Source organism: Streptacidiphilus jeojiense, from assembly GCF_000719095.1.
Lineage (GTDB): Bacteria > Actinomycetota > Actinomycetes > Streptomycetales > Streptomycetaceae > Streptacidiphilus > Streptacidiphilus jeojiensis.
Genome location: NZ_JOEH01000026.1, coordinates 56,227 through 68,646, shown reverse-complemented (window position 1 = coordinate 68,646; position 12,420 = coordinate 56,227). Strand labels below are relative to the sequence as shown.

Annotated in this window: 11 protein-coding genes; 3 read left to right on the top strand and 8 right to left on the bottom strand. The window is 71.9% G+C overall.

Going from position 1 to position 12,420, the window contains the following annotated elements; translation table 11 throughout:
• Positions 1 to 98 precede the first annotated feature (98 nt).
• Together IF29_RS0130615 and IF29_RS0130610 are read left to right on the top strand one after the other, a co-directional pair.
• Positions 99 to 2,855 (top strand): helix-turn-helix transcriptional regulator, encoded by a 2,757-nt coding sequence (locus tag IF29_RS0130615; protein WP_030261645.1) that lies wholly within the window; start codon positions 99 to 101, stop codon positions 2,853 to 2,855.
• A gap of 148 nt (positions 2,856 to 3,003) precedes the next feature.
• Positions 3,004 to 4,644: a S53 family peptidase gene (locus IF29_RS0130610; protein ID WP_030261643.1), complete on the top strand. Its 1,641-nt coding sequence runs from the start codon at positions 3,004 to 3,006 to the stop codon at positions 4,642 to 4,644.
• 59 nt (positions 4,645 to 4,703) lie between these two features.
• Here the strand turns inward: IF29_RS0130610 and IF29_RS0130605 are convergent, their stop codons facing one another.
• The 7 genes from IF29_RS0130605 to IF29_RS0130575 all read right to left on the bottom strand — a co-directional run bounded on the left by IF29_RS0130605 (position 4,704) and on the right by IF29_RS0130575 (position 10,832).
• Complete coding sequence (locus tag IF29_RS0130605; RefSeq protein ID WP_232242667.1) at positions 4,704 to 5,357, bottom strand: class I SAM-dependent methyltransferase; 654 nt, start codon at positions 5,355 to 5,357, stop codon at positions 4,704 to 4,706.
• 249 nt (positions 5,358 to 5,606) lie between these two features.
• On the bottom strand, positions 5,607 to 6,179 hold the full coding sequence (locus IF29_RS0130600) for a dihydrofolate reductase family protein (protein ID WP_030261639.1): 573 nt from the start codon (positions 6,177 to 6,179) through the stop codon (positions 5,607 to 5,609).
• A gap of 80 nt (positions 6,180 to 6,259) precedes the next feature.
• Positions 6,260 to 6,997: an SRPBCC family protein gene (locus IF29_RS0130595; protein WP_030261638.1), complete on the bottom strand. Its 738-nt coding sequence runs from the start codon at positions 6,995 to 6,997 to the stop codon at positions 6,260 to 6,262.
• Positions 6,994 to 7,626: an ArsR/SmtB family transcription factor gene (locus IF29_RS0130590; protein ID WP_037597203.1), complete on the bottom strand. Its 633-nt coding sequence runs from the start codon at positions 7,624 to 7,626 to the stop codon at positions 6,994 to 6,996. The genes IF29_RS0130595 and IF29_RS0130590 overlap by 4 nt, the downstream gene beginning before the upstream one ends.
• Before the next feature lie 63 nt (positions 7,627 to 7,689).
• The gene (locus tag IF29_RS0130585; protein ID WP_084715239.1) at positions 7,690 to 9,198 is read right to left on the bottom strand and encodes a sensor histidine kinase; all 1,509 of its coding nucleotides are present in this window, start codon (positions 9,196 to 9,198) and stop codon (positions 7,690 to 7,692) included.
• A gap of 186 nt (positions 9,199 to 9,384) precedes the next feature.
• Positions 9,385 to 10,254: an RNA polymerase sigma-70 factor gene (locus IF29_RS0130580; protein ID WP_030261630.1), complete on the bottom strand. Its 870-nt coding sequence runs from the start codon at positions 10,252 to 10,254 to the stop codon at positions 9,385 to 9,387.
• Entirely contained in the window at positions 10,251 to 10,832 is a 582-nt protein-coding gene (locus IF29_RS0130575) for a carboxymuconolactone decarboxylase family protein (RefSeq protein ID WP_030261629.1), read from the bottom strand. The genes IF29_RS0130580 and IF29_RS0130575 overlap by 4 nt, the downstream gene beginning before the upstream one ends.
• A 133-nt stretch (positions 10,833 to 10,965) precedes the next feature.
• Between IF29_RS0130575 and IF29_RS0130570 the strand changes: the two genes are divergently transcribed.
• On the top strand, positions 10,966 to 11,589 hold the full coding sequence (locus tag IF29_RS0130570) for a VOC family protein (protein ID WP_030261627.1): 624 nt from the start codon (positions 10,966 to 10,968) through the stop codon (positions 11,587 to 11,589).
• A gap of 16 nt (positions 11,590 to 11,605) precedes the next feature.
• Here the strand turns inward: IF29_RS0130570 and IF29_RS0130565 are convergent, their stop codons facing one another.
• Positions 11,606 to 12,274 (bottom strand): Type 1 glutamine amidotransferase-like domain-containing protein, encoded by a 669-nt coding sequence (locus IF29_RS0130565; RefSeq protein WP_030261625.1) that lies wholly within the window; start codon positions 12,272 to 12,274, stop codon positions 11,606 to 11,608.
• Between the last annotated feature and the right edge of the window lie 146 nt (positions 12,275 to 12,420).

The window sequence follows — 12,420 nt, the reverse complement described above, 5'->3', positions numbered from 1 at the left end:
GATCCACGAGCCGAAATCCGGGCGGACTCATGCACGACACCTGAAAGTGTCACAATACCGCCCGGTAGCAGCATTCCGGCCGTGCGGAGGGACGTGGTGTGAGCGATAACAACCTGGGGTCCGCGAACCGGGACGAGCTCCGCCGCACCGCCCGGGACGGCCTGCGGCAGGCTCCCGGCCTGCTGCTGACCGGCCCGGCCGGGATCGGGAAGTCCCACCTGCTGGACCAGTTGGCGCAGCAGGCGCTCGCCCGGGGCGTGCGGGTGCTGCGCTGTTCCCCGGCGGCCGCGGAGGTCCCGCTGCCGTTCATGTGCCTGATCGACCTGCTCGAACCGGTGTCCGACGAGACCGTCGGCGGCCTGCCTGCCGGGCAGCGGGAGGCGCTGCGTGCGGTCCTGCTGCGCGGTGACGACCCCCGGGCGGCGGTCGACGGCGCCGGGGTGCACCTGGCGGTGCTCACCCTGCTGCGCCGGCTCTGCGCCGAGGGGCCGGTGTGGCTCGTGGTCGACGACATCCAGTGGATGGACGGCCCGACGGCGCAGATCCTGGGGTTCGTCTCGCGCCGGACCGCCGGTCTCAACCTGCGGGTACTGGCGAGCGAGCGGGTCCCGCACGGACAGCCGCCCGCACACGCGGGTCTGTGCCCGGCCGGGAGCCTGCAGCTGACGGTCCCGCCACTGGACTCCACCGACCTCACCCGGCTGCTCGAACAGAGCGCGGGGGCCCCGCTCCCGGCCGCGACGGTACGGGAGATCGCCCGGCTCTCCCGGGGGAACCCGCTCTACGCGCTGGAGCTGCTGCGCTCGCTGCCGGCCGCCGCCGACCGGACCGGGACCCCGACCGACATCCCGGGCCCGTTGCGCGCACTGCTGCTCGACCGGCTGCGCACCGTGCCCGAGGAGGTGGTCCAGGCCCTGGTCCTGGCCAGTGCGGCGGCCCGCCCCGACCTCACCCTGCTGGCGACCGCCGGGGACGAATCGGTCGCCGTGCACCTGGAGACCGCCGAACGGCTGGGGCTGCTGCGGATCGACCTGAACGGCCAGATCCGCTTCGACGACCCGCTGATCGGATCCGCCCTGTACGCCGAGGCATCCGGGCAGGCCCGCCGGGCCGCACACGCCCGGCTCGCCACCGCCGTGACCGAACCGGTGGAGCGGGCCAGGCACCTGGCGCTGGCCAACCCGGCCAGGGACGAGGGCGTGGCGACGACCCTGGCCGTCGCCGCCGACGCGGCCAGGCGCCGCGGGGCCCCGGCCACCGCGGCGGAACTGTCGGCCCTGGCGCTGGCCCGCACCCCCGCCGACGCCGGCCCGGTGCGCGCGCAGCGCCGCATCGCCAGCGCCCAGTACGCCTGCGACGCCGGGCTGTGGGACGACGCCCGGCGCGAGGCCCAGGGCGTGCTGAACGAGGAGGAGGACCCGACGACCAGGATCCGGGCCCGGATCGTCCTGCTCATGTGCGCGGGACAGGCCCTGGAGGGCGAGGGACGGCTGATCGCCGACGGGCTGGTCGAGGCCGCCGGATCCCCCGCCCTGGAGGCGCAGCTGCGCTGCTGGGCCTCGGACCGGGACCTGCTGGCCGGACGGGTCGGGCAGGCCGCGGTCGAGGCGCGTCGGGCCGCCGCGCTGGCCGAGGCCGCGGGCGGGGCCGCGGTGATGACCCGGGTCGAGGCGCTGACCTCGCTCGCCTACCTGCAGCGGCTGGGCGGGGACCAGGACGCGGAGACCACGCTGGCGCAGGCACTGGCCGTCGCCCGGGCGCACCGGGTGGACCACCTGCGGCTGTGGGAGACCCTCTCCACCGAGGCGATCTTCCATCTGCACGCGGACCGCCTCGCCGAGGCCGAGGCCTCGATCACGGCGACCCTGGACCGCTTCGGGGACCAGGTGGGCGTCGAGGACGCGCTGCGGGCGCAGATCCTGCTCACCGACATCCGCAACCGTGCCGGTGACTGCGCCGGAGCCCTGGCCGCGGCCCGGCGCGCCGCCGCCCTGAGCCAGGACATCGACGGCCTGGACGGGCCGGTGGCGTACGCGGCCGCCGCGGCCGAGGCGACCAACGGCTCGCTGGACCGGGCCCGGTTGCTGGCCGAGGAGGGCGCGCGGAGCGCTCAGCAGGACGGCGACCGCTTCTGGTACCTGTGGAACACCACCGTGCTGGGACGGGTGCACCTGCTCGCGGACGAGCCGGGCCCGGCCGCCGCGGTGCTGCGCGAGGTGCGGTCCATCGAGCAGTCCATGGGCATCGTGGACCCCGGCATCGGGCGCTGGCACCCCGACCTCGCCGAGGCCCTGGTCGGCGAGGGATCGCTGGCGGAGGCCGGGGAGTTCATCGACGAGGTCTCGGCCACCGCCCGGCGGCTCGGCCGCCTGGGCGTGCTCGCCGGGCTTCAGCGCGCCGCCGCGCTGCGCTGCCTGGCCCTGGGCGAACTCACCGAGGCCGAGGAGCTGTTGGCGGCGTCCGTCGACCGGTTGCGGCAGCAGGCGATCCCGCTCGAACTGGCCCGGTCCCTGGTCGCCCTGGCCGACCTGGAGCGCCGACGACGACGGCACGCCGCGGCGCGGCGGGCCACCGACGAGGCGTGGGAACTGTGCCGGACCGCCGGGGCCCTTCCCTGGCTGCGCCGGATCGAGCAGGGCCGGGTGCCGCGTTCGGGCAGCGGTGCCGCGGAGCCGGCCGCGCTCACCGTTCCCGAGCAGCGGATCGCGGCGCTCGCCGCAGCGGGCTCCACCAACCGCGAGATAGCCGCGGCCTGCTTCGTCAGCGTGAAGACCGTCGAGGCCTCGCTGTCACGGGTCTACCGGAAACTCGGGGTGCGGTCGCGCACCGAACTGGTCAAGACGCTGACCGGCTGAACAGCGGAACAAGGGTGCGGGCGCGGGGAGCAAGGGAGGGGGCATCGGGTGCAAGGGTTTCCTCCGCTTATGTGACATGACCATGCCTTCCTAGGTTGGGGGTCGCATCCCTGCTCGGCAGGACCCTCTCCGCTGGAGGACACCCCCCATGAACGCTCGTCGTCTGAAGATCCTCGGCGCCCTCGTGGCGCCGCTGCCCGTCCTCGCCGTTCTCGGCTCCCCCGCGGCCCAGGCCGCCCCGGCTCCGAACGTGGCGGTGCACGGCGACGTGATCCCGGCCGTGCAGCAGGCGGTTCGCCACGGCGCGGTGGCCCCGTCCCAGCGGATATCGGTGACCGTGAGCCTGGCCGCGCGCGACGAGGCGGGCCTGGACGCCTTCCTCAAGCAGGTGGCGGACCCCACCTCCAAGCTCTACAAGCACTACCTGACGGTCGCCCAGTTCGCGGCCCGCTACGGCGCCTCCGACGCCACCGTCGCCCAGGTGACCGGCTACCTCAAGGCACAGGGCCTCACCGTCGCCCCGGTGTCCGGCGGGCACCTGTCGGTGACCGCCTCCGGCACCGCCCGGCAGGTCGGCAAGGCCTTCGGCGTCAGCCTGGTCAACTACACCGACAAGACCACCAAGCAGGGCTTCTACGCGAACGACAGCGACCCCAAGCTGCCCGCCGCCCTCGCGGCGGACGTCGTGGACGTGGCCGGCCTGAACAACCACGCGCAGCACGCGCACTTCGCCCAGCGCAAGGTCACCCCGAACGCCACCTCGCACGCCATCTCCGGCCTGACGCCCACTCAGGCGCGCAAGGCCTATGACCTCACCTCCCTGGTCAGCGGCGGCTACGACGGCACCGGCCAGACCATCTCGCTGGTCGAGTTCTCCACCTTCACCCAGTCGGACGTCACCGCCTACGACACCCAGTTCGGGCTCAGCCCCTCGACCCCGACCGTCGTGAAGGTCAGCGGCGGAACCACGGACAGCTCCGGCAAGGACGAGGTCGAGCTCGACATCGAGGTCATCCAGGCCCTCGCCCCCGGCGCCAAGATCAAGGTCTACGAGGCCCCCAACACCGTGGCCGGCGACGAGGCCATGTACTCCGCGCTGGCCTCCTCCGCCGCGCCGATCGTCTCCATCAGCTGGGGCGAGAACGAGGCGGCCATGACCTCCGCCAACCGCAGCGCCGACAACACCACCTACAAGGAGGACGCCGCCCAGGGCCAGTCCGTCTACGCCGCCTCGGGCGACAGCGGCTCGGACGACGCCGGCAACGGCGGCACCTCGGTGGACTTCCCGGCGGCCGACCCCTACGTCACCGGTGTCGGCGGCACCTCGCTCACGCTGACCTCGGCCAACGCCTGGAGCAGCGAGACCGCCTGGGACGGCAGCGGCGGCGGCGTCTCCTCGTACTACGCCACGCCGTCCTTCCAGTCCTCGGTGAACAGCGGCTCCAAGCGCACGGTGCCGGACGTGGCCGCGGTGGCCGACCCGAACACCGGCTGGGCCATCTACGAGGCGGGCTCCTGGCAGGAGTTCGGCGGCACCAGCGCCGCCGCGCCGAACTGGGCGGCCTTCACCGCCATCTACGACGACTACGCGGCGGCGTCGAGCGGGTCCGCCCTCGGCTACGCCAACTCGGCCATCTACACCGACGCCACCGGCTCCAACTACAGCAACGACTTCCACGACGTCACCAGCGGCAGCAACGGCGCCTACAGCGCCGGCACCGGCTACGACGAGGTGACCGGTTGGGGCTCGTACGACGGTGCCAACTTCATCACCGACAACCTCGGCTGACCCACACCGGGCCGCACCAGGCCCGCCACCTGACGCCCGCCGACCCCGTCGGCGGGCGGTCAGTGCGTCGGGGTCTCCCCGACCTTCGTCATCGCGGCGAGCCAGCCCCGGATGTCCTCCCGGTCCAGGACGATCTCGATCGTGGCCGGCTCGATGGAGTCGATCCGCAGCCGGTCGGCGAACGCGGCCGTGATCTCCTCCCGCGTCAGCCGGTGCGGTCCACGCTCGCCTGCCTCGCCGGGTTCCCGGTCGCTGAAGCACAGCAGGAAGTAGCGCCCGCCCGGGCGCAGCACCGTCTGCAGCCCCGCCGCGAAGGCACCGCGGTCGCCTGGATCGAGCAGATGGAACAGCCCGCAGTCGAGCACGGTGTCGAACTGCTCCTCCCCCAACTCCGCGAGCCTGCGCGCGTCGTGATGCAGGAACCGCGCGCTGGAGCCGCGCCGGCGCGCCTTGTCCTCCGCAGCCCGCAGGGCGGTGGCGGCCAGGTCCAGGCCGCAGGCGTCCAGGCCCATCTCGGTGCACATCAGCACGTGCTCACCGGTGCCGCAGCCGACGTCCAGCACCCGCCCGGCCATGGATCCGGACCGGGCAAGGCCGAGGAACGCCTGCTGCGGGCGCCCGATCTCCCACGGCGGCCGGACCGTGTAGAGGTCGTCCAACCGCCGCAACAGGTCGGCGTCGGCGGTGTGGTCAGCGTCGTCGTTCGTCGGCACGTCTCCCATGCAATCACCTCCCGGCACCACCGCGCCCCCGGCACGACCGGAACCGGGGCCACTACTTCACGGTCCCCCTCGCATCCGGTAGTGACCGGTGCCCGTGGGGCGGGGCTGCAACTGACCTTCGTGGGCGAGCAGGACTGCTCCCGCGCACTGGCCATGACCGTGCACGCGGTCAACATCGGCTCGAACTCCGACGTCGGCACCACGGTGGACCTCCTGGACAGCTCCGCCAACCCACCTCGGTCAGCGGACCACGTCGAGGACGTTCAGCTGCAGGCCGTTGGGGTACACGGCGTGCTCGACCAGCTGGAGCTTCTGGGTGTCCTTGTCGGTGTCGGGGAAGAGTCGCTTGCCCGCGCCGAGCAGCAGCGGGAAGACCAGCAGGTGGTAACGGTCGATCAGGCCGGCGTCGGCGAGGCTGTGGTTGAGGGCGACGCTGCCGTGGACGATGATCGGGCCTCCGTCGGTCTCCTTGAGGGCGGCGACCTCGTCGAGCGAGCGCAGGATGGTGGTCTCGCCCCAGTTCGAGACGAGCCCGTCCTCGGTCAGGGTGGTGGAGACGACGTACTTCGGCATGGTCCGGTAGTGGCCGAACTCGGCCATCTCCGGCCACACCGGGCTGAACGCCTGGTAGCTGGCCCGGCCCAGCAGGATCGCGGTGGACTCCTCCTGCTCCCGACCCTTGATGGCGAACGCCTCGGGGACGAACTCGACCTCCTTGAAGGTCCATCCGGCGTTGCGGTAGCCGTCCTCGCCGCCCGGGGCCTCCATGACACCGTCGAGCGAGACGAAGGCGGAGCTGATCAGGGTACGCATGGTGATCTCCTTGGGTGTGTGGTGCTGGTCGGTGGTTCCTGGGTTGGTGGTGCCTGGTCGGTGGTTCGCGGTGTGCGGGGTCAGCCGAGGAGGCCGGTCAGCCAGTGCTGCCAGGCGGCCTCGGCCCCGTCGGTGTCCGGTCCGAACAGGTGATGGAACATCAGCACCATGCCGGAGCCGTGGTGGAAGGTGAGGATCGCGTCGCTGCCGCGGACCTCGAAGCGCTCGTCGTCGGCCCAGACCACCTCGCCGTCCAGCGGCGGCAGGTCCGCGATCTCGGCGTGCGCCCGGGCTCCCACGACGACCGGCTCCGGCAGCGACAGCGCGCGGGCCAGGGCCGACCGGGTCTGCTGCGCCGACCGCTCGCCCGACGGTGCGACGGCGAACACCGGCACGGCCGTGCGCCCGGGGAAGTGCGCCAGGTACTCGCGCAGGCTGTGCAGGTGGAAGGGCCAGCCGCGGCGCAGCGCGTCGTACTCGTCCTGCCAGTCGTCGCCGAGCATGCCGCTGTGGACGACGCGGAGCACGGTGCTGCCGCCGTCCCGTCCTTCGATCAGGTACTCGAAGGCCATGAAGCGGCCGTCGCCGGAGGTGGGGGTGCGGGTGGCGAGGCGCTTGCCGGGATCGTAGGCGGTGATCACCGCCTCCTCCCGCTGCCCGCCGACGTCCATGGCGGCGGTGCCCCCCTCGCGCGGCTCGACCTCGTTGCGGCCCATGAACCAGGAGTCGATCCCCGGTCCGGTCGCGATCGCCTCCCAGACCTGTTCCGGGGTCGCCGGAAGGGTCGTCTCCTGTTCGATCTCGAAGGGGTGCGTCATCGCGGGTCCTCCTGCACGGTTCGGTTCTCCTGCACGATCTGGTTCTCCTGGGCGGTGGGGATCTGGTGGAGGCCGACGACCAGGCGGTGGCTCCGGCCTCCCGGGGCGTTCTCATCGTGGTGGCGGGCGACCAGGGCTGCCACGGCCCGGGCCAGTTCGTCGGTGAAGGCGGCCCGGTCGGCCGCAGTGGCGAAGCGGACCTCGGCGTCGATGCCGAAGGTGGAGACCCGCCGCCGGGCCCGGGCGGCGCCGGTCAGCAGCATCCCGACCTCCTGCACCAGCCTGGCTCCGACCGCCAGCAGCCAGCGCGCGGAGAGCTGGTCCGGGGCGCGGGATGGGTCCGGACTGACGGCGGCCAGGGCGCTGGGCGAGATCACGTAGGAGGCCGCGGTGGCCCGGTAGACCCGCTCGGTGACATTGCCCTTGCGGCGTTCCTCGGCGAGCTCGACCAGTCCGTGCCGTTCCAGCTCCTTCAGGTGGTAGTTGACCTTCTGCCGGGGCAGCGCCAGCCGGACGGCCAGCATGGCGGCCGAGCCGGGCTCGGCCAGGGCGGCCAGGATCCGCGACCGTATCGGGTCCAGGGACGCCTCGGCCGCAGCGGGTTCTTCAATCACAGCGATGTCCAGCACCACTCCAGGATCGACCCGAAGATAAAATTTGTCAAGACAAGAAAACTTGTCGGTGTGTCGCCGTCAGGATGCGGATGTCGTGAACTGCCCGGCCGGCGGAGGTGTCGGCGGCGGAGGTGTCGGAGCCCCCGGCAGCCGGACGGTGCACAGGGCGCCGCCTGTCGTTCCGTCAGCGGACGGTGCCGCACCCGCCAGGGACACCTCCCCGCCGGCGTCGCGGACGGTCTGCGCGACGATCGCCAGGCCCAGCCCCGAACCCGGCATCTGCCGGGCCGAGGGCGAGCGCCAGAACCGCTCGAAGACGTGCGGCAGGTCCTCGGCCGGGATGCCCGGGCCGTGGTCGCGCACCGTCAGGGTCCCGGCACCCAGCCGCACCTCCACGGCACCGCCGGGCGGGCTGAACTTCACCGCGTTGTCCAGCAGGTTGACCACCGCGCGCTCCATCGCGTGCGCGTCCGCGCGGACGAACCAGGGATGCAGTTCGACGCTGAAGACCAGCCCGGGGCCGCGCAGCCGGGCCCGGTCCAGGGCACGGGCCACGATGTCGTGCAGCGGCTGCACCCCCAACGGCTTCGAACCCGCGGGGCGGCTCGGCCGGGACAGCTCCAGCAGGTCCCCGATCAGCGTGGACAGCTCGACCGTCTGCGCCTTCATGTTGCGCAGCATCCGCAACCGGGTCTGCTCGGGCAGCGCCCGTTGCGACTCCTCGCTGCGCACCAGCAGATCCACATTGGTGCGCAGCGAGGTCAGCGGCGTGCGCAGTTCATGTCCGGCGTCGGCGATCAGCTGCGACTGCCGGTCCCGGGAGCTGGCGAGCGCGCTGCTCATGGAGTTGAACGACTCCCCCAGCCGGGCGATCTCGTCCCGGCCGGACACCGCGATCGTGGTGCCGGGCTCCTGGGTGCGGGCGATCTGCTCGACCGCCTCGGTGAGACGGCCCACCGGACGCAGTGCCGTCCTGGCGGCCCAACGTGCCGCCCAGACCGTGCCGCCGATCACCACCACGGCCAGCGCGATCAGGAACAGCATCAGCTGGTCCAGGGCGCTGCGCACGGGTTCGAGGGGCTGCGAGACCAGCACGGCCATCCGCAGCTGCCCCACCGGCACGCTGACCACGTAGACCTCGACCGGGCTGCCGAGCTCGGTCCTGCCCTCGCGGAAGTGGCTGGAGGCGCCGGGCCCCCACGTCCCGCCGGCGGCTATCGCCACATCGGCCGGGGTGACCACCACCCCGGTGCCGTCGGCCGGCGCGCAGGCCTTCCCGTCGGCGAAGAGCACGGTGGGCCGGTCCAGTCCGCCTTCGGTCGACTCCCGGCACAGGGCCGGGAGATTGCCCATCGCGTCGTTGCCGGCGCGCTCGACGGACTGCCTCAGGGTCTGGTCGACCTGCTGCATCATCTGCTGCTGGGCCAGGAACCAGCTCACCGTCGCACACAGCACCACGGCCACCGAGACGGCCAGCGCCGTCAGCAGCACCAGGCGCCCGCGCAGCGACACCCGGTTGAACCAGTCCCCGATCGCGCCGGATCCCCGGCCTGCTGACGGTGTGTCGGACAACTGCTGATGCGGCATGGCCGTCCCCCATGATCGTGCAGACCCCCGAACGGCGCTCTCGACCGAGGCCGTCCGCGCCTGCTGCCAGCCAAGATCCATTCGATGTCTGAGATCCGGCTGAGAGCAGGCTCAAAGCTGGGACATATTTCGTCGAGGACAATGCACCCCTGCCGCCGCAGCAACGGCAGCCCTACCCGGCCAGCCCTACCTGGCCAGTTCGGCCGGCTCGTCCAGCCGGGTCAGTTTCCGCGGATTGCGCATCAGGTAGACCCGGGTGACCCGCCCCTCCTCCACCACCAGGCTCACCGCGGTCGGCTCCCCGTCGATCTCGAACCGGCCCGCCGGTGCGCCGTTGAGCCACACGGTCGTGGTCTCGAGCACGTCCACCGTCTCCCGGTCCGCCCGCGCGAGCACCCTCGCCACCAGCTCGGCCCCGTGCAGCGGAGCCAGAGCGGCGGCCGCGACCCCGCCGCCGTCGGCGATCAGGACCACGTCCGGCGCCATCACCTCCATCAGCTCCTGCAACTGCCCGGTGCGCAACGACGCCAGGAACCGCTCCACCACGGCCTGCTGCTCCGACCGGCTCACCTGCACCCGGGGCCGGCGGGCGGCCACGTGCTCCCGTGCCCGCCGGCCGATCTGCCGCACCGCGGCCGCGGACTTCCCGACGGCCTCGGAGATCTCGCCGTAGGGAAGGTCGAAGACCTCGCGGAGCACGAAGACCGCCCGCTCGGTCGGCCCGAGCGTCTCCAGCACGGTCAGCATCGCGATCGAGACGCTCTCCGCGAGTTCGACGTCCTCGGCGACATCGGGGCTGGTCAGCAGGGGTTCCGGCAGCCATTCCCCGACGTACTCCTCACGGCTGCGGGACAGCGTCCGCAGCCGGTTGAGCGCCTGCCGGGTGACGATCCGGACCAGGTACGCCCGCGGATCGCGCACCTGCGAGCGCTCCACGCCGTCCCACCGCAGCCAGGACTCCTGCAGCACGTCCTCGGCATCGGCCGCCGACCCGAGCATCTCGTAGGCGACCGTGAACAGCAGGCTGCGATGGGTGACGAAAGGATCATCGCTCATGCCGTCGACGCTACCCGGGAGCCGCCGGCCGGACGCGCGGTCAGCGGGATCTCGCAGGCGTCGGAGTAGCCCTGTGAGGTGATCCCGTGCGCCGTGTTGGTCCTGGTCGACAGGTTGGCGAAGCCGATGAAGACGGTGAGCTCGACCAGCGCCGCCGGGCCGAGCCGGTCCAGCAGGCTCGCCGACAGCTCGTCGGTGACGGTCGTCGGGGTGTTCGTCATGGCCTCGGCGTACTCCAGCACGTCGCGCTCCAGCGGGGTGAACACCTCCGACTCCCGCCAGCGCGGCACCTGGCTCGCCTTGGCCAGGTCCAGGTTCTGGTTCAGAGCGGCGAAGTAGTTGATGTCCAGGCACCAGCTGCAGCCGACCTGCGCCGCGACCGCCATGTGCGCGAACGTCTTGAGGCTCGCGTCGGCCACGTCCCAGGCGCCCACCCTGGCCGAGAACGCCAGGTTGTCGGTGGCCAGTGCGGGGTGGTTGAACATCACCTCGACGGGCTCGGGCACGGCGCCGAGCTGCTCGATCAGGTTCTCCCGCAACTCGGTGGGGAGCTCCGCCTTCGGAATGCGCGGTGTCATGGTGTTCTCCTCGGTGCTGTGTCTGTGTGCGTGTCTGCATGAAGACACCGCCGCAGCCGCCGGTGTGACACCCGGGCGGACCGGTCAGGAATCAAGAAGCACCGGCCACCTCACCTCTCCTAGCGTTATCAGCATGACTTCCATCGAATTCGTCACCATCGACGTCACCGACCCCGCCGCCGCCGAGAAGTTCTACGCGGCCGCCTTCGAACTGGACCCCCAGGTGCTCCGCCTGCGCGCCTCGGAGGCGCCGAGCACCGGCTTCCGCGGGTTCACGCTGTCACTGATCGTGTCCCAGCCCGGCAACGTCAACGCCCTCGTCGACGCCGCCCTCGACGCCGGCGCCACCAGCATCAAGCCTGTCACCAAGTCCCTCTGGGGCTACGGCGGCAGCGTCCAGGCCCCGGACGGCACCATCTGGAAGGTCGCCACCTCGAACAAGAAGGACCAGGGCCCGGTCACCAAGGAGTTCGACGAGATCGCGCTGCTGCTGGGGGTCGAGTCCATGTCCGACAGCAAGCGCTTCTACGTGGAGCACGGGCTGACCGTGGGCAAGAGCTTCGGCAGCAAGTACGTCGAGTTCGCCGCCGACCCGTCGAGCCCGGTCAAGCTGGCCCTGTACGGCCGCCGCGCCCTGGCCAAGGACGCCGGCGTCGCCCCCGACGGCACCGGATCCCACCGCCTCGCCATCACCGCTGACTCCCCCGAGCCCTTCACCGACCCGGACGGCTTCATCTGGGAAGCCGCTGCGCGCTGAACCGGGCGGCAGCACCCTAGCGGTCGAAGAGCTTCCAGTGCCCTTCGGAGACGACCTCGACGGCACCGTCCACCACGGTGATGGCCGTGTCGTCGTCGACCGCGTACCCCGGCACCGGTATCCGCTCGGCCCATCTCTCGGCGTCGGCCATGGTGTTGTCCGGGCACTCCGCATTGTCCAGGTGCGGGAAGATCGAGAAGTCGACCAGGCCCAGCCCGCTGTCGCCGCCCGCGGCGGGCTTCCAGCCGACGAACTCCTGCCCGACGTGCGGGGCCATCACCATGCTGCCGGCGCTCAGCCCCACGTAGACCGTCTCGCTCAGCGACGGGAAGAGATCCGCCAGGCCGGACTCGCGCATCCAGTGGTGCAGATACAGCACGTCGCCGCCGCACACCAGCAGGGCGTCGGTCTCCTGAACCAAGGGGATCCAGTTCTCCCGGTCGATGCTGGGCAGCGCGGTCAGCTCCAGCATTCCCACGGACTTCCACCCGAGTTCGACCAAGGGGGTGGGGGTCTGCCCGGCGATCTGTCGCCACGTCATGACGGCAGTCCCGGGCAGCACGCCGTACATCGCGGTCGGGATGCACAGGGCGGTCGACTCGGCGATGGGTCTGCCCAGCATGTCGACCAGTGCGTCACGGATGGTCCGGTTGCTGACGCCGCCGGAGGTGAGCAGAAGCTTCATGGGGCCTTCCTTCCTGTCCGTGGAGAGCCGCGCCTGAGGAGTCAATCACGAGGCACTGACAGGTGACTGCGGGCGTGGGCGGGATGTCACAGACGGCCGGGCTGTCTCGTCTGCTGTCACGGAGACGGTCTCCGGGATCGGAAGGT

What these genes read in the sequence shown, in the direction of transcription:
- IF29_RS0130595 (WP_030261638.1), bottom strand. Translation starts at nt 6,997, where the DNA reads ATGACGCACCCCTTCGAGATCGAACAGGAGACGACCCTTCCGGCGACC.
- IF29_RS0130565 (WP_030261625.1), bottom strand. Translation starts at nt 12,274, where the DNA reads ATGAAGCTTCTGCTCACCTCCGGCGGCGTCAGCAACCGGACCATCCGT.
- IF29_RS0130610 (WP_030261643.1), top strand. Translation starts at nt 3,004, where the DNA reads ATGAACGCTCGTCGTCTGAAGATCCTCGGCGCCCTCGTGGCGCCGCTG.
- IF29_RS0130580 (WP_030261630.1), bottom strand. Translation starts at nt 10,254, where the DNA reads ATGAGCGATGATCCTTTCGTCACCCATCGCAGCCTGCTGTTCACGGTC.
- IF29_RS0130600 (WP_030261639.1), bottom strand. Translation starts at nt 6,179, where the DNA reads ATGCGTACCCTGATCAGCTCCGCCTTCGTCTCGCTCGACGGTGTCATG.
- IF29_RS0130585 (WP_084715239.1), bottom strand. Translation starts at nt 9,198, where the DNA reads ATGCCGCATCAGCAGTTGTCCGACACACCGTCAGCAGGCCGGGGATCC.
- IF29_RS0130570 (WP_030261627.1), top strand. Translation starts at nt 10,966, where the DNA reads ATGACTTCCATCGAATTCGTCACCATCGACGTCACCGACCCCGCCGCC.
- IF29_RS0130575 (WP_030261629.1), bottom strand. Translation starts at nt 10,832, where the DNA reads ATGACACCGCGCATTCCGAAGGCGGAGCTCCCCACCGAGTTGCGGGAG.